The following is a 20,926-nucleotide window of genomic DNA, read 5'->3' as shown; positions in this document are numbered from 1 at the left end:
CGGACATCCAGCGATAGCGTTACGGCATGACCACGACCAACGGGCAGTGGTTCCCGTCGACCTGGCCGGACCGGATCCGCGCCCTCGCGGGCGGTGCGCTCACGCCCGTACCACCGCGCCGGGCCGCGACCGTCCTGCTGCTGCGGGACTCCGCGGCCGGACCGCAGGTCCACATGCTGCGCAGACGCGCCTCCATGGCCTTCGCCGGAGGCGCGTACGCGTATCCGGGCGGCGGTGTCGACCCGCGCGACGAGCGCCCCGTCGGCTGGGCGGGGCCGTCGCCGCGGGTGTGGGCGGAGCGGCTCGGGCTGACGTCGGACGGCGACCCGGGGGCGACCGCGCAGGCCGTCGTGTGCGCGGCCGTACGGGAGACGTTCGAGGAGTCCGGGGTGCTGCTCGCCGGTCCGGACGCCGACTCGGTGGTGGCGGACACCACCGGCGAGGACTGGGAGGCGGACCGCCGGGCGCTGGTCAGCCGTGAGCTCTCGTTCGCCGATTTCCTGGCACGCCGTGAACTGGTGCTCCGGTCCGATCTGCTGGGCCCCTGGGCGCGGTGGATCACCCCGGAGTTCGAGGAGCGCCGCTATGACACGTGGTTCTTCCTGGCGGCACTGCCCGAAGGCCAGCGCACCCGCGACGTCTCCGGTGAGGCGGACCGCACGGCGTGGCTGCTGCCCCGGGAGGCGGCATCCGGTTACGACCAGGGCGAGTTGCTGATGATGCCGCCGACCATCGCCACGCTGCGGCCGCTGGCCCGGTACGGGTCCGTCGCCGCCGCCCACGCCGACTGCGGTGCCCGCGACCTGGAACCGGTTCTGGCGCGCGCCCGACTCGACGGCGAGGAGATCGTGTTGAGCTGGCCGGGGCACGACGAGTTCACCCGACGCATACCGAGGCGGTCGTCCGAGGACGTCGCCGCGGACGACACCCGAGGAGCCGAGTGATGACCGCCGCGATACTGCCCGGCGCCCCCGAGCCCTCCGTCGGCGGGCCCGCGACCGCGCGCGCGGTGTGCGTACTGGCGCCGAACCCGTCGCCCATGACGCTGGACGGTACGAACACCTGGCTGGTCTGCGAGCCCGACTCCGACCTCGCCGTGGCGATCGACCCGGGGCCGCGGGACGAGACGCATCTGCGCAATGTGCTGGCCGTCGCCGAGAGCATGGGCAAGCGCGTCGCGCTCACGCTGCTGACCCACGGCCACCCGGACCACGCCGCGGGCGCCGCGCGGTTCGCCGAGCTGACCCGGAGCAACGTCCGCGCGCTGGACCCGGCGCTGCGGCTCGGCGACGAGGGCCTGGCGGCCGGCGATGTGATCAGCACCGGCGGGCTCGAACTGCGGGTGGTGCCGACGCCGGGTCATACGGCGGACTCGCTGTGCTTCCAACTGCCCGCAGACCGGGCGGTGTTGACCGGCGACACGGTTCTCGGGCGCGGTACGACCGTGGTGGCCCACCCCGACGGGCGGCTCGGCGACTACTTGGACTCGTTGCGCCGGTTGCGGGCGCTGACCGCTGACGGGGCCGTGGAAACGATTCTGCCCGGGCATGGCCCGGTGCTGTCCGACGCACGCGGCGCCGTCGAGTACTACCTGGCGCACCGCGCCCACCGGCTCGCCCAGGTGGAGACCGCGGTGGAGCAGGGGCACACCACGCCCGCGCAGGTCGTGGCCCAGGTCTACGCGGACGTCGACCGCGGCCTGTGGCCCGCCGCCGAACTGTCCGTACGGGCCCAGCTCGACTACCTGCGCGAACACGGCCTCATCTGAGGCGGGCGAGGCCCCAAGGGGGCGCGGCTGGGATACGGACCTCAACAAGCGCGGAGTGCGGGGGCGAAGCCCCCGCACCAACCCGTGACGACCGGGCGTCAGCGGGACCGCTTGGCCAGTCGCTCGACGTCCAGCAGGATCACGGCGCGCGCCTCCAGGCGCAGCCAGCCGCGGCCAGCGAAGTCGGCGAGCGCCTTGTTGACCGTCTCGCGTGAGGCGCCGACCAGTTGGGCCAGCTCCTCCTGCGTCAGGTCGTGCACGACGTGGATGCCCTCGTCGGACTGCACGCCGAACCGGCGCGACAGGTCGAGCAGCGCCTTGGCCACGCGGCCGGGCACGTCGGAGAAGACCAGGTCCGACATGTTGTCGTTGGTGCGGCGTAGGCGACGGGCGACGGCACGCAGCAGCGCGACCGAGACCTCGGGCCGGGCGTTGATCCACACCTGGAGGTCGCCGTGGCCCAGCCCGAGCAGCTTGACCTCGGTCAGCGCGGTCGCGGTGGCGGTGCGCGGGCCCGGGTCGAAGAGGGACAGCTCGCCGATCATCTCGGCGGGGCCCAGTACCGCGAGCATGTTCTCCCGGCCGTCCGGTGAGGTGCGGTGCAGCTTCACCTTGCCCTCGGTGACCACGTAGAGCCGGTCGCCCGGGTCGCCTTCGTGGAAGAGGGAGTCACCCCGCGCGAGGGTGACCTCCGTCATGGAGGCGCGCAGCTCAGCGGCCTGCTCATCGTCTAGCGCCGCGAACAGCGGAGCGCGCCGCAGAACGTCGTCCACGAGGTCTCTCCTTGTTGATTTCACCGACCGTGTCCAGTCCCCATAATGCCGGACGGTAAAACAGTGCTATCGATCACAAGTGTGACCTATAGTGCCGCGCCCGTGTCCTTCGGGGTCGGATTGTGCCGCGAATCGTGATGGTCAAGGGCGGATGTCGGTGCCGAGGCTTAGGCTGGCCGGGTGCCTGATACGCCAAGTGCGCGCAAGAAGCAGCAGGGTGGAGGGTCCGTACGGGTGACCCGCGACCCTGATTCCGCTGTGAGCGAACAAGCTCCCCGTACGGCCGCGCCCGGAGTCGGGGCGAAGGCGGACCCCGGTGCCGACGCGCCCGACAGGGCGCCCAGGAGGTCCGGCAAGGTCACCTCCAAGGCGGCCGAGGACGCCGCCGCGAAGATGGTCGCCAAGGCGACCGCCAGGAGCGCGGCGAAGGCCGCCACCAAGACGGCGGCCAGGACCGCGTCCAAGGCCACCGCCGAAAGCGCCGCCAAGGCACCCGCCAAGACGGCGAAGGCCGCCGCCAAGCGCACGGCCAAGACCGCCGCGACGAAGCCCGCCGCGAAGTCCGCGGCGAAGACCGCCGCCAAGGCTGGGACGAAGACCGTCGCCAAGGCCGCGACGAAGACCGCCGCCAAGAGCGCGCCCGCCAAGGCCGGCGCTGCTGCCGCCAAGCCCGAGTCCCGCACCGCGCTGGTGCGCCGGGCGCGGCGGATCAACCGCGAACTCGCCGAGGCCTACCCGTACGCCCACCCCGAGCTGGACTTCGAGAACCCCTTCCAGCTGCTGATCGCCACCGTGCTGTCCGCCCAGACCACCGATCTGCGGGTCAACCAGACGACTCCCGCGCTGTTCGCCAAGTACCCGACCCCGGAGGCGATGGCGGCGGCCGACCCGGAGGAGCTGGAGCAGTTGCTGCGGCCGACCGGGTTCTTCCGGGCGAAGGCCAAGTCCTGCCTGGGCCTTTCGGCGGCCATCCGCGACCGCTTCGGCGGCGAGGTGCCCAACCGGCTGGAGGACCTGGTCACCCTCCCCGGGGTGGGGCGCAAGACGGCGAACGTCGTGTTGGGCAACGCCTTCGGCGTCCCAGGCATAACAGTCGACACGCACTTCGGCCGGCTGGCCCGCCGCTTCGGCTGGACCACCTCGGAGGACCCGGTGAAGATCGAGCAGGAAGTCGGCTCGCTGTTCCCCGAGAGCGAGTGGACGATGCTCTCGCACCGGTTGATCTTCCACGGCCGTCGCGTCTGCCACTCGCGCAAGCCCGCCTGCGGCGCCTGCCCGATCGCGCCGCTGTGTCCCTCGTACGGTGAGGGGGAGACGGACCCGGCCAAGGCGGCCAAGCTGCTCAAGTACGAGTTGGGCGGAGGCGTCGGCCAGCGCCTCAAGCCGCCGCCCGGCTTCCCCGGCAAGCCCGCACCCGCGTTGGGGGCGGAATGACGGATGCTCCGGAGGTGTCGCTGAGCGAGCTGCCGGACTGGCTGGCTCCGGTGGCGAAGATGGCGCCGAGCGTACGGCCGGAGCAGTTGAGCCGCTTTCTGCCGCCTGACTCGGGCGGCCGTCCCTCCGCGGTGCTGATCCTGTTCGGGCAGGGGGAGCACGGCCCTGAGCTGCTGTTGATGGAGCGCGCCCGGCAGTTGCGCTCGCACGCCGGGCAGCCGTCGTTCCCCGGCGGTGCGGTCGACCCGGTGGACGGTGACCCGGAAGGGGAGGGTCCGCTGCGGGCCGCGCTGCGCGAGGCGCAGGAGGAGACCGGGCTCGATCCGCTCGGCGTGCAGGTCTTCGGCGTCCTGCCGCGGCTGTACATCCCGGTGAGCGGCTTCGTGGTGACGCCGGTGCTGGGCTGGTGGCGCGAGCCGAGTCCGGTGCGGCCGGTCGATCCGGCGGAGACCGCACGGGTGTTCAGCGTTCCGGTCGCCGATCTGGTGGATCCGGAGAACCGGCGGATCGTCACGCATCCGAGCGGCTTCCGCGGTCCCGCGTTCCTGGTGTCAGATGTCCTGGTCTGGGGGTTCACGGCCGGATTGATCGACCGGATCCTGCACTTCTCCGGGTGGGAACGGCCGTGGGACCGTGCCAGGGAAGTCCCGCTCAGCGCCCGCGCGTGAGACGGTATCCCGGTGAACGCGCTGGATATCCTGCTGCTGCTGGCCGCCGTGTGGTTCGCCGTTGTCGGCTACCGGCAGGGATTCGTGGTCGGCATTCTGTCCGTGCTCGGCTTCCTCGGTGGCGGGTTGATCGCCGTCTACGTCCTTCCACTGGTCTGGGACCAGGCGACGGGCAGCGCACCACCGGGCACGTACGGCGCGATCGCCGCGGTCGTCGTGGTGATCGTCGCCGCCTCCGTGGGACAGGCGTTCACCACCCATCTGGGAAACCGGCTGCGCACACACATCACCTGGTCGCCCGCGCGCGCCGTTGACGCCACCGGCGGCGCGCTGGTGAACGTGCTGGCGATGCTGCTGGTCGCCTGGCTGATCGGCTCGGCGCTGGCGGGCACCGCGCTGCCCACCATCGGCCGCGAGGTACGGGCCTCCAAGGTACTCACCGGCGTCTCACGGCTGATTCCGCAGCGCGCGGACATGTGGTTCGCCGACTTCTCCTCGGCGCTCGCCCAGAACGGCTTCCCGCAGGTCTTCACCCCGTTCTCCAGCGAGCCGATCACCTCCGTCCGACCACCCGACCCGAAGCTCGCCACCAGTGCCACGGCGACCAACTCCGAGCGCAGCATCGTCAAGGTCGTTGGGACCGCCCCGAGTTGCGGCAAGGTACTGGAAGGGTCCGGGTTCGTCTTCGCCCCGCACCGGGTGATGACCAACGCGCATGTGGTGGGCGGGGTGAAGGACCCGACGGTGCAGGTCGGCGGCCAGGGCAGGCAGTACGACGCCAAGGTCGTGCTCTACGACTGGCAGCGCGACATCGCCGTACTCGACGTGCCGTCCCTCGACGCGCCCGCGCTGGACTTCGTCAACCACCCGGCGCACAGCGGCGACGGAGCCATCGTCGCCGGCTTCCCGGAGAACGGCGCCTACGACGTGCGCGCCGCCCGGGTGCGGGCCCGCATCCAGGCGCACGGGCCCGACATCTACCGGCGCGGCAACGTCAGCCGCGATGTGTACTCGCTCTACACCGAGGTGCGGCAGGGCAACTCCGGTGGCCCGCTGCTCACTCCGGACGGCAAGGTGTACGGGGTGGTCTTCGCCAAGTCACTTGACGACGACTCCACCGGGTACGCCCTGACGGCACACGAGGTGGCCCAGGACATCACCGCGGGCCGCAGCGCGGTACGTGCGGCGGACACCCAGGAGTGCGCCCTGTAGCCGTCCGTTTTCGGCCGCGGGCACGGGTCGGCCTCGGGCCTGGCAATGGTCCGATATCTGGCGCGTTGTGGGTGTTTCGGGGTGTGCCGCCGTCAACTGCGCGCGGAATGGCGCAGCCGGGCGCCCACCCACCGGGCGCGTCGGCCCAGGATGCGTGGGAGGGGCAGCAACTGGCCCCGGTGGTGCAGCTCCGCCGTGGGCGCCGATCGGCCCGTAGCGGTGGTGTCGCGGTGGTCGCGTGATACGTCACGGTAGTCGTGCGTCCAGCCCATACCGAGCTACGTGCCCGCGCCACAAGGTCGGTAACCACTTCGCGGTCGCCGAATTGGCCTATGCGCCCGGCATTTGGCCGATCGTCAGAAAGTAGGATCCGGACAGGGGCTGATGTGTCACCCGTCCGGTGTGTCACCTGTCCGGTTCCGGGTCCTTCAGCCAGTTGATCAACTCGGTGGAGAAGGCCACCGGATCCTCCTCGTGCGGGAAGTGTCCGAGCCCGTCGAACAGCCGCCAGCGGTACGGCGCCTCCACGTACTCCCCGGATCCGGCCGCGCTGCGGGTACGCAGCACAGGGTCCAGCGAACCGTGCAGATGCAGCGTGGGCACCCGCACCGGCCGCTTCATCCGCCGGTAGAACTGCACCCCGTCCGGTCGCGCCATCGACCGGACCAGCCAGCGGTACGGCTCGATCGAGCAGTGCGCGGTGGACGGGATCCGCATCGCCCGCTGATACGTTTCCACGGCCTCGTCCTCCGGTAGCCGCGGCCCGGACCACTCCCGGATCAGCCGGCCGACCAGCGCCGCGTCGTCCGCGACCAGCTGGCGCTCGGGCAGCCAGGGTCGTTGGAAGCCCCAGATGTAGGAGCTGTCGGCGGTCTGCCGGAAGTCCGCGAGCATCGCGGAGCGCCAGCGCCGTGGATGCGGCATCGAGCAGACCGCCAGCCTGCGCACCAGCTTGGGCCGCATCACGGCGGCCGTCCACGCCAGATAGCCGCCCAGGTCATGGCCGACGAGCGCGGCGTCCGGCTCGCCGAGCGAGCGGATCACACCGGTGACGTCCAGGGCGAGGTTGCCCGGGTCGTAGCCGCGCGGGGTGCGGTCGCTGCCGCCGACGCCGCGCAGGTCCATCGCCACCGCGCGGAACCCCGCGTCGGCCAGCGCCGTGAGCTGGTGCCGCCAGGTCCACCAGAACTGCGGGAAGCCGTGCAGCAGCAGGACCAGAGGGCCGTCGCCGACCTCGGCGATGTGGAACCGGGCGCCGTTCGCGGCGACGTCCCGGTGGGTCCAGGGGCCGTCGAGGCGTACACCTGTTGAGTCAGCGACCGTCATGTCCGAGAGCGTGTCACATTTGGCCCGTCGGCGTGTGGTCGGCGGGGGAGCGGGGGTGCGGCTTGACGCCCTGGAGCACGGCGGCGGTCTCCTTGGCGGAGGCGATCGACCGCTCCGGCGGCTTGACCTTCTTGAACTTCGCCCGCGCGAAGACGCCCAACACCGCCGCGATGACCAGGTACGCGGCGCCCACGATCAGGAACGACCAGGCGAGCCCGAGGCCGAGGTTGTGGATGCCGTACGCCGCCGCGAAGCTCAGTACCGGCAGGGCGAAGAGGGCGAAGACCCCGGCACCGGCGATCGCGCCACCGCCGATTCCGGCGCGCTTGGCGTCCTGCCGCAGCTCGGCCTTGGCGAGCGCGATCTCGTCGTGGACGAGTGCGGACAGCTCGGCCGTGGCCGTGGCGACCAGTTGGCCGAGGCTCCGCTCATCGGTCCGTTCGACTGCGCTCATCGCGTCCTCCGTCGTATTCGGTTCGTGCCCCGTAGTGGATCGGGTGCGTTGTCGCGTTCGATCATGCCGGAATCATGTTGGACCATGGTCCCCGTTAGTTCCGCTCCGGGCCAGTTCTGCGAGTCTGCGGTGCTCCGCGGCCTTCGCCTCGAAGATGGCGGCCATCCGCAGGTGGTACTCCGGCTTGTCCGCTTCGTAGACGTCGGGGATGCCGTCCTGGTCGTCGTCGCGGTCCTCCTCGTCGCACAGCGCCCGGTACTTGGTGTTGCGTACCTTGAGCAGCGTCGCGGCGACCACCGCCGACAGCAGCGAGCCGATCAGTACCGCCGCCTTGACCTCGTCGGCGAGTGCCGGATTGGAGGCGAAGGCCAGCTCGCCGATCAGCAGCGAGACGGTGAAGCCTATGCCGCCCAGGCACGCGACGGCGGCCACGTCCGCCCAGGCCAGTTCGGGGTTGAGCTCCGCCTTGGTGAACCGGGCGGCGAACCAGGTGCCGCCGAAGACTCCGGCCGCCTTGCCCAGGAACAGGCCGAGGACCACGCCGAGCGTCTCCGGGTTGGTGAAGACGCCCCGGATCGCGCCGCCGGAGAGCGAGACCCCGGCGGCGAACAGGGCGAACAGCGGGACCGCGATTCCGGCGGACAACGGGCGCACCACATGCTCGATGCGCTCAGCCGGAGAAACGTTTTCTCCGGGGTCCTTCGTGCAGCGCATCATCAGGCCCATGGCAACGCCCGCGATGGTGGCGTGCACTCCGCTGGCGTGCATCAGCGCCCAGATGACCAGGGCCAGTGGCACGTACACGTACCAGCCGCAGACCCGCTTGTGCAGCAGTAGCCAGAAGACGAGCAGTCCGAGCACGGCGAGACCGAGGGCCGGGAAGTCGATCCTGGCGCTGTAGAAGACCGCGATGATCAGGATGGCGAAGAGGTCGTCCACCACCGCGAGGGTGAGCAGGAACGCTCTCAGCGCCGCCGGCAGTGCGGTGCCGATCACCGCCAGCACGGCGAGCGCGAACGCGATGTCGGTGGCCGTGGGCACCGCCCAGCCGCGTACGTCGCCGCCGCCGCTCAGGCTCACCGTGGTGTACACCAGCGCGGGCAGCGCCATTCCGCAGACGGCGGCGATCACCGGCAGCGCGGCGGCCGACGGGGAGCGCAGCTCGCCCGCGACCAGTTCGCGTTTCAGCTCGATGCCCGCCACGAAGAAGAAGACCGTGAGCAGGCCGTCCTTGGCCCAGTCGGCCACCGACAGGTTGAGATGGAGCGCCGCGGGCCCCAGATGGAAGTCCCGTAGCGCGACGTAACCGCTGCTCAGCGGGGTGTTCGCCAGGATCAGGGCCACCACGGCGGCCATCAGCAGCAGGACACCGCCGACGGTCTCGGCGCGCAGCGCGTCCGCCACGAAGTTCCGCTCGGGCAGGGACAGGCGTCCGAGGAAGACGGAACGGCGGCGGGGCTGTGTCACGAGATGACCTCCGGCTGGCTCGGTGGCTGGATACGGCTGTCGCACCCGCCGACCAGACTTCCCGGCACACCCCGAAATCTTTGCGTGTTCTTGACGCTTCAGCCACTTTACCGGGTGAACCCGAACGGGTTAGCCGCTGATCGTCACATTAAGTGCATGAGGGGCGCCCGGCATGTTGCCGGGCGCCCCTCATGGCGTACGTGGTCCTTCGGCGGTCTCAGTCCTCGCTGGGCGCGGCCGGGAGCTTGGACTGGATCAGCTCCATCACGGTGCTGTCGGTCAGCGTGGTGACATCGCCGAGCTGCCGGTTCTCCGCGACATCGCGCAGCAGTCGGCGCATGATCTTGCCGGAGCGGGTCTTGGGCAGCTCGGCCACCGGCAGGATCCGCTTCGGCTTGGCGATCGGGCCCAGCTCCTTGGCGACATGCGCCCGCAGCTCCTCGGCCAGGCCCTCCTCCTCGGTGGCGGAACCGCGCAGGATGACGAACGCGGCGATGGCCTGACCGGTGGTGGGGTCGGAGGCGCCGACCACCGCGGCCTCGGCCACCTTGGGGTGGGAGACCAGGGCGGACTCGACCTCGGTGGTCGAGATGTTGTGCCCGGAGACCAGCATGACGTCGTCGACCCGGCCCAGCAGCCAGATGTCGCCGTCATCGTCCTTCTTGGCGCCGTCGCCCGCGAAGTACCGGTTCTCGAAGCGCGACCAGTACGTGTCGAGGTAGCGCTGGTCGTCGCCCCAGATGGTGCGCAGCATCGACGGCCAGGGCTCGGTGAGCACCAGGTAGCCGCCGGAGCCGTTGGGCACCTCGTTGCCCTCGTCGTCGATCACGGTGGCGGAGATGCCCGGCAGGGGGTTCTGCGCGGAGCCGGGCTTGGTGGTGGTGACGCCGGGCAGCGGGCTGATCATGATGGCGCCCGTCTCGGTCTGCCACCAGGTGTCCACGATCGGGGTGCGGTCGGCGCCGATGTGCTTGCGGTACCAGATCCACGCCTCGGGGTTGATCGGCTCGCCCACCGAACCCAGCAGCCGCAGGCTGGACAGGTCGAACTTGGCCGGGATGTCGTCGCCCCACTTCATGCAGGTGCGGATCGCGGTGGGGGCGGTGTAGAGGATGGAGACGCGGTACTTCTGGATGATCTCCCACCAACGGCCCTGGTGCGGGGTGTCCGGGGTGCCCTCGTAGAGGACCTGGGTGGCGCCGTTGGACAGCGGTCCGTACACGATGTACGAGTGGCCGGTGACCCAGCCGATGTCCGCGGTGCACCAGTAGACGTCGGTCTCCGGCTTGAGGTCGAAGACGGCGTGGTGGGTGTAGGACGCCTGGGTGAGGTAGCCGCCCGTGGTGTGCAGGATGCCCTTCGGCTTACCGGTGGTGCCGGAGGTGTACAGGATGAACAGCGGGTGCTCGGCGTCGAACGCCTGCGGGGTGTGCTGCTCCGACTGGCGGGGGACGACGTCGTGCCACCACACGTCGCGGCCCTCGGTCCACGCGGTCTCCTGGCCGGTGCGGCGGACGACCAGGACGCTGCGCACCTCCTCGGTGCCGGGCCGGGTCAGCGCCTCGTCCACGGCGGGCTTGAGCGCCGAGGGCTTGCCGCGCCGGTAGCCGCCGTCGGCGGTGATGACGACGCGCGCGTCGGCGTCCGCGATGCGGGTGGCCAGCGCGTCCGCGGAGAAGCCGCCGAAGACCACCGAGTGGGGGGCGCCGATACGGGCGCAGGCCAGCATCGCGATGACCGCCTCGGGGATCATCGGCAGATAGATGGCGACCCGGTCGCCCGCCTTGACACCGAGTTCGGTCAGGGCGTTGGCCGCCCGGGACACCTCGTCCCTGAGCTCGGCGTAGGTCACGGTACGGCTGTCGCCGGGCTCGCCTTCGAAGTGCAGGGCGACCCGGTCGCCGTGACCGGCCTCGACATGCCGGTCGACGCAGTTGTAGGCCACGTTCAGCTTGCCGTCCGCGAACCACTTGGCGAACGGCGGATTCGACCAGTCCAGCGTCTCGGTGGGCGCGATGTCCCAGGTCAGCCGGCGGGCCTTGGCGGCCCAGAACTCCATCCGGTCCGCCGCCGCCTTCTTGTAGTCCTCAGCGGTGACATTCGCGGCCGCCGCCAACTCCGCCGGAGGTGCGAAACGCCGCTCCTCCTTCAACAGGTTGGCCAGGCTCTCGTTGCTGCTCACGCCCATCTCCCTTTATCCGCTTGGCCGCAGGATGTCCCTAGGGATGTCCCAATGTGTCCCTTGGCATAGCTCATCAGCCCGGAGACGCGCTGACAAGGGTTACCGGCCGGATATTGGTTTAGACCTGTGCGGTTTGCGGCCGTGCCTCGGGTCGTACGGCGCGGAAGACCCCAGACCCGCTGTCGAGCAGGTACGCCTGAGCCTCGCCGACATGGAAGTACATCCCGTACAGCCGCAGCTCTCCCTCTTCCACGCGACGCGCCACACAACTGTGCGCGATCAGGTGATCCAACTGCTGTGTGATGTTGACGAGGCAGAGCCGCTCCGTCTCGTCGGCCACCGCCCGGTCGGCGAGCGGTTCGTGCGGTCCCGCCGCCAGGCGGTCCAGGCTCGGCCGTCCATGCCGCAGCCAGCGGGTCAACGGGGTCTGCCCGCTCGGCGGTTCGCCCGGTTCCGGCGACGCCCCGGTCGTGGCCGAGGCGAGGAGTGCCTGCATCGCTCCGCAGCCGGAGTGGCCGCAGACCGTGATGGAGTCGACCCGCAGCACCTCCACCGCGTACTCGATGGCGGCGGCCACCGAGTCGCAGGCGCCCCCGGTGCCCGGCGGCGGGACCAGGTTGCCGACGTTGCGCACGGTGAACAGGTCCCCGGGGCCGCTTGAGGTGATCATGCTGGTGACCAGGCGGGAGTCCGCACAGGTCAGGAAGGTGTGGGTGGGGCGCTGTCCTTCACGGGCGAGCCGGGCCAGCTCGTCCCGTACCAGAGGTGCCGTATGGCTCTGGAACGCGCTTACGCCACCGAGGAGTTGACTCGTGCCGTACGGGGCGGGCCGCGGGTGGGTGCAGCGGTGGTGGCGCCAGGGCGTCCAGGGGGAGCAGGCATGGGATTCGGGCATGTGCGTCTCCAGCAGGCCGGCAAGCGTCGGTCGCGGAGTGTGATGACTCCGTTACTTCAAGGATCGGTAAATGGAGAGTAATGGATCCTCAACGGGCTGGGAAGACCGGACAGGCCGAACCGACCGCATTTGCCTCCATCGAGTGGAGCCAGCCGGAAAACCTTGAATCGGCGCCCGCGGTATGGCTGGTCTGCCACACCGCGGGTGCGACACCACGTCAGAAGCTGCTCGCCGCCGTGGCGTACTCAGGCAGCGACCGCGCGACGAGCGCGTCCTCGCTCAGCGTGAAGGACGGGTCGACCTGGGCGGCGAGGTCGGCACCGGTCTTCTCGTTGCCCCAACTCTCCGCGTTCTTCAGGTGGAACTGCACCATCTGGCGGGTGTAGCGCTGCCAGTCACGCCGCTCATAGGACGCGTCCGCGGCCTGGTGAAGTGCTTGCAGCGCTTGGCGGTTGGGCTGCTCAAGCAACTCGAACCGGGGTGGGCGGCCCTTCTCCATGGCGCGCACCCAGTCGGAGTGGCCGACGGTGGTGAACAGGTCGTCGCCCACCTCGTCGCGCAGGAACGAAACATCGTCGTGGCTTTGCACCTTGTTGCCCACCACGCGCAGGTCGACCTCGAAGTCCCGTGCGTACTCCTTGTATTGGCGGTACACCGCGACGCCCTTGCGGGTCGGCTCGGCCACCAGGAACGTCATGTCGAAGCGGGTGAACATGCCTGACGCGAACGAGTCGCTGCCCGCCGTCATATCGACCACGACGTACTCGTGGCGCCCGTCGACCAGGTGGTTCAGGCAGAGCTCGACCGCGCCGACCTTGGAGTGGTAGCAGGCGACACCCAGGTCCGACTCGCTGAACGGACCGGTCACCATCAGCCGCACCGCGCTGCCGTCGAGCTCCACGGTCCGCGCGCACGCCGCGTAGACCGGGTTCTCCTCCGTCACCCGCAACAGCCGCGAACCATGGCCGGGCGGAGTCGTCTTGATCATGGTCTCGGCCGAGAGGATCCGCGGATTGGCCCCGCGCAGGTACTGCTTGATCTCCGGCAGATGGGCGCCCATCGCCGGAAGCGCCGCGGCCTCCGCCTCGTCGAGACCAAGGGCCGGGCCCAGGTGCTGGTTGATGTCCGCGTCCACGGCGATGACCGGGAGCCCGGCTGCGGCGAGGTGCCGGATGAACAGGGAGGAGAGCGTGGTCTTGCCGCTCCCGCCCTTCCCAACGAAAGCGATCTTCATATTCAACAAGATAGCGGCAGGTGCGTCCCCCGCCCCTCACCGAAGTGAAGAACACCACTCCAACGAGGGGTATCCGGCCACGGGTGCGTAGGGTCGTACGCATGACTGCGTTCTCCCGGGGGGCGGCCCCCGGAACCCCGGTGTCCTCCGATCCGCTTGCCGTGCTGGGCACGCTGCCCGGGGTGCCCGACTCGGTGGACTCGGTGCGCCAGGCCGTGGACCGGGTGTACGGGCACCGGGTGATGCGCCGCCGCTCCAACGAGGTCACCTCGGAGGCGGCACTGCGCGGTGCGCGCGCTTCCGCCGCGCTGGCCGGGGCCGACTGGCCGCTGGAAGAGGTGCGGCGGCGCAGCGACTTCGGGGCCGACGAGGAGTCCCGTACGGTCGGCGCGGCGCTGCGGCTGACCGCCGAGTCCGGTCAACTCCTCAGCGTCTGGCGGCAGTCACCGCTCCAGGCGCTGGCGCGGCTGCACCTGGTCGCGGCGGGCGGTGCGGTACCGGACGACACCGTGGGCCGTCCGCGCCGGGCGGGTGAGCCGGTGGCCGAGGAGCAGTTGGCCGCACTGCCGCTCCCCGACGCGGCGGAGGTCGTGGCGCGACTGGACGGACTGGCCGGGCTGCTGCTCGCCGGAAGCACGGCGCCCGCACTGGTGGTGGCCGCCGTGGTGCACGGCGAGTTGCTGGCCCTGCGCCCCTTCGGCTCCTGCAACGGACTGGTGGCGCGGGCGGCGCAACGCGTCGTCCTGATCGGCAGCGGGCTCGACCCGAAGTCGGTCTGCCCGGCGGAGGTGGGGCACGCGGAACTCGGCCGTGCCGAGTACCTCAAGGGCCTGGAGGCGTACATGTCAGGGACCCCGCAGGGTATGGCGCAGTGGATCGCGCACTGCGCGGACGCCGTGCGGCTCGGTGTACGGGAGAGCACGGCGGTCTGCGAGGCGCTCCAGCGCGGGGCGGCCTGAGGGGCGCGCCCGGCGGGCTTGCCGTCGGTCCAGGGCCGGGGCTTGCTCCGGTGCGGGGCGATGCCGCGGCATCCCGGCGGCCCCGGTTCGGCGCACCAAGCTTCGGGGCGATGAGCTGGGATCCGCCGGAAGGCGTCAGCGGGCGTGGCCGAAGGGCCGCTGGGCGGCGCCGCTTTGCGGCACGCGGACAAAAAATGCGGTGGCACCCGCGGGTGCCACCGCTGGCACGTCCGCCGGGTGACCATGCGTGCACTCTCTTGGCGCATCAGGTCGGGTGCTTTGCCCGTCACCTGGTGCTGCTGGCCCGGTCAGCGGGCTGGCTTCGCGTGGGTGCTCGGCGTGCGTGCTTCGGTCCGTGGGGCCTGATTCAACGGGGTTCCTCTCGGATGTCCGTGGTCTCGCGGGCCGTCAAGTCCTTTTTACTCCGCGCCCCCGGCAACCGGAACCCCTGACCGCAACTCTTTACTTTTAGCCTCAATCAACAACTAATGGCGTGCCTCAGGACATTACGGGTCTACGGCGGCGGGACACGTACCAGACGAGGCCCGCGGTGGCGACGGCTGCCACCGCGGCCGCCACCGCGAGTACGGGACGGCTCGGCATCGCCGGAATGCGCTGACGCAGCCGGACCGGTCGGCTGAACGTCAGCACCGGCCATTCCCGCGCGATCGCCTCGCGGCGCAGCGCACGGTCCGGGTTGACCGCGTACGGATGCCCCACCGACTCCAGCATCGGAATGTCGGTCGCCGAGTCGCTGTACGCATAGCAGCGGGAGAGGTCGTACCCTTCGGTCTCGGCCAGCTCGGCGACGGCCTTCGCCTTCGTGTCGGCGTAGGCGTAGTACTCGATCTCCCCGGTGTAGCGGCCGTCCTCGACCACCATGCGGGTGGCGACCACATGATCGGCGCCGAGGATCGCTCCGATCGGCTCCACGACCTCGGCGCCCGAGGTGCTGACGATGACCACGTCACGGCCTGCGGCGTGGTGCTCCTCGATCAGCGAGGCGGCCTCGTCGTAGATGAGCGGATCGATCAGGTCGTGCAGGGTCTCCGCGACGATCTCCCGGACCTGCTGGACGTTCCAGCCCCGGCAGAGCGCCGACAGATACTCCCGCATACGTTCCATTTGATCGTGGTCCGCACCGCCGAGCAGATAGACGAACTGGGCATAAGCAGTGCGCAGCACGGCCCGACGGTTGATCAGTCCACCTTGATAGAAGGACTTGCTGAAGGCCAGGGTGCTCGACTTCGCGATGACCGTCTTGTCGAGATCGAAGAAGGCGGCTGTTCGCGGCAAGGAGTGGTTTTCCACGATGACGAGCATAGGCACCCACCATTCGGCGTAAGCTCAGGCGCGTGGGTTTGCCTGAGAAGGCCTTCGGGTACACCATGGAAGTCACGGATCGTTCGCGACCGTGCTAACCCGGTCCGGCTCCTCCCCCCCCGAGTCGGCCGTGGGGACGACCCCCGCTCTCCCCCCCGGCGGGGGTCGTCGCATGTCCAGATGCATTTCGTACCCCCCGGCCGGTTGCTCCGCCACCTTTTCCAAGATCATTTTCCTGCCCCTTCCTCGTGGATGACACATACGACGCGTGACGGTGCGTAATCGTTGCGCTATCGATGAGAAGTCACCCGTGTGAGTGGCGGAGTTATCCACAACCGTCGAGTTATCCCCTGCTTTTGACCAAGATCCACTCGATTCCTGGTCTTCCTCCACCGTGAAGAACCGCGAGGCAAGAAGGCCCGCGAGGGACGCGGTATCAGCGAGGGAAGTGAGGGGGCCATGACCGAATCCATCTCACCGGGTACTCCAGGACGGCCCGGCAGGAACGGGCGGACTGGACAGCCGGGCCAAACGGCAAAGGAAAAGCGCCCTGACTCGCGTGAGGGCGTCTGCCGGGGGCGGCCCCGGCAGGCTCGGCAGCTGAAAGGGGAGTCGGGGGAGCCGAACCCGGTCGTGGTGCCGCCCAGCTGGGCGCGGAGGGCACAAGACCCGGGTGGGGAGCCGGACGGGGCCGCCTCGGGCGCGCAGTCGCGCGGCTGGGGCTGGGAGGACGCAGGCCCGGGCGGCGAAGTCGAGGACGCGGGCTCGGGCCCGGCACCTGGTCGGGACCGGGAGGCGCAGACTCTCGGCGGAGGGCCGCAGGACCGGGCTCCGGGCCTGGTATCGCGCGGCCCCGGCCAGGCAGACGGCGGGCCGAGCGGCGGTCCCGAGGGCTGGGGACGGGACACCGCGCCGCCAGGCCGGGGCCCCGAGCCCGGCGGCGAGCGGGAGCCGGCGGCGGAACCGGCGGCGCGGCACAGCGGCCGGAGCGTCCGGGGCGGGGACGCGGGACCGGAACCTCGGCCGGGCCGTGTCGCCCGGGCTCCCAGGGCGGGCGCCCCGCTGATCGTCACCGAGGACGAGGACCTGCTGGACGATCTGCTGCGGCTGTGCGCCGCCGCGGGCGTGGAGCCCGAGGTCGCCTACGGCCCGCCGACCAGCCCCGGCAGTTGGGAGGCGGCGCCGCTGGTCCTGGTCGGCGACGACCGCTCGGCGGCCCTACGGGGCATGCAGCGGCGCTCCGGCGTCCTGCTGATCGGACGCGACCTCGACGACCAGGACGTGTGGCGACGGGCCGTGGGCATCGGCGCCGACCATGTGCTGTTCCTGCCCGACGCCGAGACCTGGCTGGTGGACCGGATCGCCGACGCCGCGGAGGGCGTCGGGGAACCGGCACTGACCATCGGCGTGGTCGGTGGCAGGGGCGGCGCCGGTGCCAGCACGCTCGCCTGCGCGCTCGCCGTGACCGCGGCCCGCGGTGGCCGCCGCACGATGCTGATCGACGGTGATCCCCTGGGCGGCGGACTGGACGTACTGCTCGGCGGCGAGCGCTCCGCGGGCCTGCGCTGGCCCGACCTCGCCGAGTCCCAGGGCCGGGTCAGCAGCGGCGCGTTGGAAGTACCTTGCTAGTTCTCACCGGATGACTGGGTGAGCTGGCGAAGACCGGAGCCACTGAGCAAGGAGAAGCGCCCCCCGCTCAGCCATTCCCGCCGCCTCCGGGCCCCGACGTGGATAGGCTGCCGCCGTCCGAGGGCTGCGGCCATCATGGGGGGACACATGAGCATCGCAGGAAAGATCGGCGTGGCCATCGCGCTGCTTGCGCTGGTCGTCGGCGGCATCGTGACGGCTGTGGTCGTGCAGCGTGCACAGGCTGCGCGTGACCACCAGAACGCCTGCAATGGCGTCGTGCAGGACGCCAACGGCGAGGACCATGCGGCCAGCTCGATCCCTGCCGACTGTCACTGATGCGCATACAGGAGCCCCCGCCGCGATCCGTAAGACCGTGGCGGGGGCTCTCGGGTTCCCGGCCTCACACCTCGGGGCGCCGGTTGTACTTCTCCAGCGTCGCCTTGTTCGTGGACGCGTCCTGGAAGATCAGTTCCCACGGGCCGGAGTTCACGTCCATCTCCTTGCCGAACCCTACCCACTTGCCAACCATGCGGCGGCCGGTCGGCTCCACGAGCAGCTGGATAGCGCCGTGGTACCGGGCGCCCCGGTAGTAGCCGGAATCCTCCGTCTGCTCCACCCACGTGCCGGTGATGACGTTTCCGTCCACTGTCAGATCCATGGTCAGAGGGGAGTCGGACGAGCCGGGCAGGCTACGCACCGTCAACCGGTCGCCGTGTTGGAGGACCACGACGTAATGCAGGCCGGTGAAGGTGTCGCCGCGGCCTGAGCTGAAGTACTCGTACCGACTGAGCCACACCCCGGAGAGGTTGCCGCGCGGGGAGGGGCGCGCGGTCGGCGTGGTGCCGGCCGCGGCGATCCCAGACGGCGACAGCTCCACATCGTGACCGCCCTGGTTGTCCTCCGAGACACGAGCCTCCGGCACGGCCGAAGCGAAACCGAGGGATTCTATTGGCAGGCCGGTGACGGTCTCCAGAGCGCGCGCATAGGCGGGGCGGGGGGTGGCGATGGCGCCAGACTCCCACCGCTGCACGAGACGCTTGGTGGCTTCGTTGGGTTGCCCTGCGCGCCGTCCGGCGTCGCGGACAGCGCGCGCGAACTCGTCCTGTGACATGAGCAGGCCCATCCGGACCGCCCGGAGGGTCGCGTTCGGTGTAGCCATGGGGGGACCTTAGCTCTCTGTGAGGCGACATTGACATCGGAATGACGCCCCGTCAGTCATCTTTCTGACGCCCTTTATGACGCTGCGCAGGGTGTCATTCCGGCGTCATTATGCACTCATGGTAACCGTTCAGACACCACCTCTGGCCTTCATCTACGACCGCAGCACGACGACGAACACGGCCGCGCTCGAACTAAGACTCAAAGCGTGCGCCGAGTACGTCAATGCGCAGGGCTGGGGCTTCGGCGGCTGGTGGGTCGACAAAGGTGATCAGGCCCTAACGGACGACCGCCGCCCCGCCTTTGACGCGCTGCTGCGCACGCTGGAAGCCTCCGGCGAAAGCCACCCGCGCGTGTGCCTCGTCCACGACTGGACGCGCCTCAGCCACGACAGTTGGAACCGGCGCATCTTCGCGCGGCGCATCATGCTCGCAGGCGGCTGGGTGGAGACCACCGAGGGAGAGACCACCAAGCCGGAGGACGCCCGGCGCGGACTGCTCACCGGCGCGCCGGAAGGGCGGACTGATGAACCTGCTTGAGCGTGTATGCGCCTACACCGGCGTCCTGTTCATCTTCGGCACCGGGTTAGCCATGGGCCTCGTGATCGGGCTGTCCGTGGTTTCCAGCCCCTACCCCTAAGCCCCCCGCTGCGGCCGGTCGACCCTGCCGCGCGGCCAGAACGCCAGCCATCCACCCGAGGACGAACCTGAGACTAGGAGCGTGGCCTGTGGAAGCCTCAGAGCGCGCACGACTCGGCACCTATTTCAGCAAGATCGCGGAACAGTTCACCCCGGCAGAGCGGCCGTCGTCGCTGCTGGTGACGCACCTGTTGCCGGAACGCCCCTCCTTCGTTCGGGCGGTCGCTTCGCTCTCTAACCTGCGGGCCGTGCTGCCCAAGCCGAAGTCCATCCACCCGACTGCACAACGTGAGGTCGAACAGGTGGTCCCGTGTGACGTACTGTCCCGCGGCCTGTTCGCCGACCCGGACGCGGCCGTCACCTACCTGGAGAGCCGGGCAGCCGGGGAAGATGTGGTGCTGCTTGATGTCGGCGGCTACTTCGCCCCGTCCCTGGCTGCGCTGTGTGATCGGTTCTCCGGGCGAGTTCTCGGCGTCGTAGAGGACACCGAGAACGGACACAAGCGGTACGCCGGCGTGTCCAAGCTGCTCTGCCCTGTGTTGTCGGTGGCGCGCTCACCGTTGAAGGACCCGGAGGATTTCCTCGTCGGCCAGTCCGTCGTGTTCTCCACCGAGGCGCTGCTCCGAGGACGTGGCGACATCCTTCATGGCCGTCCGGCGCTGGTGATCGGCTTCGGCAAGCTTGGCAGCTCGATTGCTCGTCTCCTGCATGCCAAGGGCGTGCACGTCACTATCCACGACATCGATCCCGTCCGGCGAGCCCAAGCGCTCTCGCAGGGCTTCGGTGTAGCCCGAGACCGTGATCAGGCCCTCAGTAATGCGGGCTTGGTGCTGTGCGCTACGGGGGCGCTCTCCCTGCGGGGGGAGGATTTCCCGCTGCTTCGCAACGGCGCTTACGTGGCGACCGTGACCAGTAGCGAAGACGAGCTCGAACTCGACGGGCTGCCCGACGGTTACACCCGGCATAGCTCCGGGGACAGCGTGACCCGCTACAGCACAACGGGCCACTACTTCTACCTCATGAACAACGGAAACGCCGTCAACTTCCTGCACGGCGCCAGCGTCGGACCGTTCATCTTCCTCGTCCAGGCCGAGATCCTGGCGGCCGTCCGCATGCTCGCCCGAGGGGACCTCAGCCCTGATATGCATGCGGTGCCCGCAGAGGATCGCGCCACCATCGCCGCAACCTGGCTCAACTACTACAACAGGTGATCCGCATGGCCATCACGGCAGACCACATCCGCGCCACCGTCACGGCGTACCTCAACGACCACCCGGAGGAGAAGGACGACCTCGCCAAAGTCCTCGCCCTGCTGAACGCCGGTGCTGACGTGACCAGTCGGAAGGAGTTCCGGGGGCACGCCACGGCCGGGGCCATCTTGGTGAACGGTGAGGGCGAGGCGCTGTTTATCCATCACGTGGCGCTCGACAAGTGGCTGACGCCCGGCGGTCACTTGGAGGCCGAAGACACCAGCCTTGCCGACGCAGCCCGGCGAGAGCTCACGGAAGAGACAGGGATCAGCCCCACAGCCGTCACACTGGTCGGGGAGAGCCCGGTCCACATCGATGTTCACCCCATCCCGGCGAACGACGCCAAGGGCGAGCCCGACCATCAGCACATTGACTTCCGGTTTGTGTTCCGTACCGCCGCGCGCGACACGGTCACACTCCAGGAGGAAGAGGTAAGCGGGTTCACGTGGCGGGGCGTCGACGCGATCACTGATGACCGATTGAGGGCACGCGTCGGCGGCGTCCTCCGCTGAGCCTCACTCCACACGGCCCCGCCCGCGCGCTACCCCCGGCGCAT

At 70.0% G+C, this 20,926-nt stretch carries 18 protein-coding genes and 2 pseudogenes; 11 read left to right on the top strand and 9 right to left on the bottom strand.

Annotation, left to right across the window (positions count from 1 at the left end):
* Positions 1 to 26: 26 nt before the first annotated feature.
* The gene (locus tag P3G67_RS16255; protein ID WP_276094142.1) at positions 27 to 944 is read left to right on the top strand and encodes an NUDIX hydrolase; all 918 of its coding nucleotides are present in this window, start codon (positions 27 to 29) and stop codon (positions 942 to 944) included.
* Positions 944 to 1,768 (top strand): MBL fold metallo-hydrolase, encoded by an 825-nt coding sequence (locus P3G67_RS16250; RefSeq protein WP_276094141.1) that lies wholly within the window; start codon positions 944 to 946, stop codon positions 1,766 to 1,768. Before P3G67_RS16255 ends, P3G67_RS16250 begins: the two co-directional genes overlap by 1 nt.
* A gap of 98 nt (positions 1,769 to 1,866) precedes the next feature.
* On the opposite strand, the gene P3G67_RS16245 is transcribed toward P3G67_RS16250, so the two are convergent.
* Positions 1,867 to 2,541 carry a Crp/Fnr family transcriptional regulator gene (locus tag P3G67_RS16245; RefSeq protein WP_255931744.1) on the bottom strand — a complete coding sequence of 225 codons (675 nt, stop codon included), beginning with the start codon at positions 2,539 to 2,541 and terminating at the stop codon, positions 1,867 to 1,869.
* A gap of 393 nt (positions 2,542 to 2,934) precedes the next feature.
* Between P3G67_RS16245 and nth the strand changes: the two genes are divergently transcribed.
* The 3 genes from nth to P3G67_RS16225 are packed head-to-tail and all read left to right on the top strand — an operon-like array spanning position 2,935 to position 5,855.
* A complete protein-coding gene (nth, locus tag P3G67_RS16240; RefSeq protein ID WP_391858278.1) occupies positions 2,935 to 3,975 on the top strand; it encodes an endonuclease III in 1,041 nt (346 codons plus the stop codon).
* Positions 3,972 to 4,643 carry an NUDIX hydrolase gene (locus P3G67_RS16230; protein WP_269855214.1) on the top strand — a complete coding sequence of 224 codons (672 nt, stop codon included), beginning with the start codon at positions 3,972 to 3,974 and terminating at the stop codon, positions 4,641 to 4,643. Before nth ends, P3G67_RS16230 begins: the two co-directional genes overlap by 4 nt.
* 12 nt (positions 4,644 to 4,655) lie before the next feature.
* On the top strand, positions 4,656 to 5,855 hold the full coding sequence (locus P3G67_RS16225; protein ID WP_269855213.1) for a MarP family serine protease: 1,200 nt from the start codon (positions 4,656 to 4,658) through the stop codon (positions 5,853 to 5,855).
* Between the two features lie 405 nt (positions 5,856 to 6,260).
* On the opposite strand, the gene P3G67_RS16215 is transcribed toward P3G67_RS16225, so the two are convergent.
* From P3G67_RS16215 to P3G67_RS16190, 6 genes and pseudogenes are all read right to left on the bottom strand, one after another.
* A complete protein-coding gene (locus P3G67_RS16215; RefSeq protein WP_269855211.1) occupies positions 6,261 to 7,181 on the bottom strand; it encodes an alpha/beta fold hydrolase in 921 nt (306 codons plus the stop codon).
* A gap of 13 nt (positions 7,182 to 7,194) precedes the next feature.
* Entirely contained in the window at positions 7,195 to 7,635 is a 441-nt protein-coding gene (locus tag P3G67_RS16210; RefSeq protein ID WP_269855210.1) for a phage holin family protein, read from the bottom strand.
* Positions 7,636 to 7,707: 72 nt separating this feature from the next.
* Positions 7,708 to 9,102: a Na+/H+ antiporter NhaA gene (nhaA, locus tag P3G67_RS16205; protein WP_276094140.1), complete on the bottom strand. Its 1,395-nt coding sequence runs from the start codon at positions 9,100 to 9,102 to the stop codon at positions 7,708 to 7,710.
* Between the two features lie 217 nt (positions 9,103 to 9,319).
* The gene (gene acs / locus P3G67_RS16200) at positions 9,320 to 11,290 is read right to left on the bottom strand and encodes an acetate--CoA ligase (RefSeq protein WP_276094139.1); all 1,971 of its coding nucleotides are present in this window, start codon (positions 11,288 to 11,290) and stop codon (positions 9,320 to 9,322) included.
* A gap of 112 nt (positions 11,291 to 11,402) precedes the next feature.
* Positions 11,403 to 12,170: pseudogene (locus P3G67_RS16195) on the bottom strand (carbonic anhydrase); the annotation flags it as partial.
* Positions 12,171 to 12,396: 226 nt separating this feature from the next.
* Positions 12,397 to 13,413 (bottom strand): ATP-binding protein, encoded by a 1,017-nt coding sequence (locus P3G67_RS16190; protein ID WP_276094137.1) that lies wholly within the window; start codon positions 13,411 to 13,413, stop codon positions 12,397 to 12,399.
* A 101-nt stretch (positions 13,414 to 13,514) separates the two neighbouring features.
* Between P3G67_RS16190 and P3G67_RS16185 the strand changes: the two genes are divergently transcribed.
* Positions 13,515 to 14,372, top strand: a complete 858-nt coding sequence (locus P3G67_RS16185) for an oxidoreductase (RefSeq protein WP_276094136.1) — start codon at positions 13,515 to 13,517, stop codon at positions 14,370 to 14,372.
* A 498-nt stretch (positions 14,373 to 14,870) separates the two neighbouring features.
* Here P3G67_RS16185 and P3G67_RS16180 read toward each other — a convergent pair whose 3' ends face one another.
* On the bottom strand, positions 14,871 to 15,695 hold the full coding sequence (locus tag P3G67_RS16180; RefSeq protein WP_276094135.1) for an HAD family hydrolase: 825 nt from the start codon (positions 15,693 to 15,695) through the stop codon (positions 14,871 to 14,873).
* 1,062 nt (positions 15,696 to 16,757) lie between these two features.
* Here P3G67_RS16180 and ssd point away from each other — a divergent pair.
* Positions 16,758 to 17,312 (top strand): annotated as a pseudogene (gene ssd / locus P3G67_RS16175) (septum site-determining protein Ssd); the annotation flags it as partial.
* A 159-nt stretch (positions 17,313 to 17,471) separates the two neighbouring features.
* A complete protein-coding gene (locus P3G67_RS16170; RefSeq protein WP_276094134.1) occupies positions 17,472 to 17,660 on the top strand; it encodes a hypothetical protein in 189 nt (62 codons plus the stop codon).
* Between the two features lie 64 nt (positions 17,661 to 17,724).
* Here the strand turns inward: P3G67_RS16170 and P3G67_RS16165 are convergent, their stop codons facing one another.
* Complete coding sequence (locus P3G67_RS16165; protein WP_276094133.1) at positions 17,725 to 18,483, bottom strand: helix-turn-helix domain-containing protein; 759 nt, start codon at positions 18,481 to 18,483, stop codon at positions 17,725 to 17,727.
* A gap of 118 nt (positions 18,484 to 18,601) precedes the next feature.
* On the opposite strand from P3G67_RS16165, the gene P3G67_RS16160 reads away from it, so the two are divergent.
* From P3G67_RS16160 to P3G67_RS16150, 3 genes are all read left to right on the top strand, one after another.
* Entirely contained in the window at positions 18,602 to 19,021 is a 420-nt protein-coding gene (locus P3G67_RS16160; protein ID WP_276094132.1) for a recombinase family protein, read from the top strand.
* 188 nt (positions 19,022 to 19,209) lie between these two features.
* The gene (locus P3G67_RS16155; protein WP_276094131.1) at positions 19,210 to 20,331 is read left to right on the top strand and encodes an adenosylhomocysteinase; all 1,122 of its coding nucleotides are present in this window, start codon (positions 19,210 to 19,212) and stop codon (positions 20,329 to 20,331) included.
* A gap of 5 nt (positions 20,332 to 20,336) precedes the next feature.
* Positions 20,337 to 20,882 (top strand): NUDIX hydrolase, encoded by a 546-nt coding sequence (locus tag P3G67_RS16150; protein WP_276094130.1) that lies wholly within the window; start codon positions 20,337 to 20,339, stop codon positions 20,880 to 20,882.
* Positions 20,883 to 20,926: the final 44 nt, after the last annotated feature.

This window comes from Streptomyces silvisoli (assembly GCF_029269905.1).
In the GTDB taxonomy this organism is placed as follows: Bacteria; Actinomycetota; Actinomycetes; order Streptomycetales; family Streptomycetaceae; genus Streptantibioticus_A; species Streptantibioticus_A silvisoli_A.
This window is presented reverse-complemented; position numbering and strand designations above follow the sequence as displayed.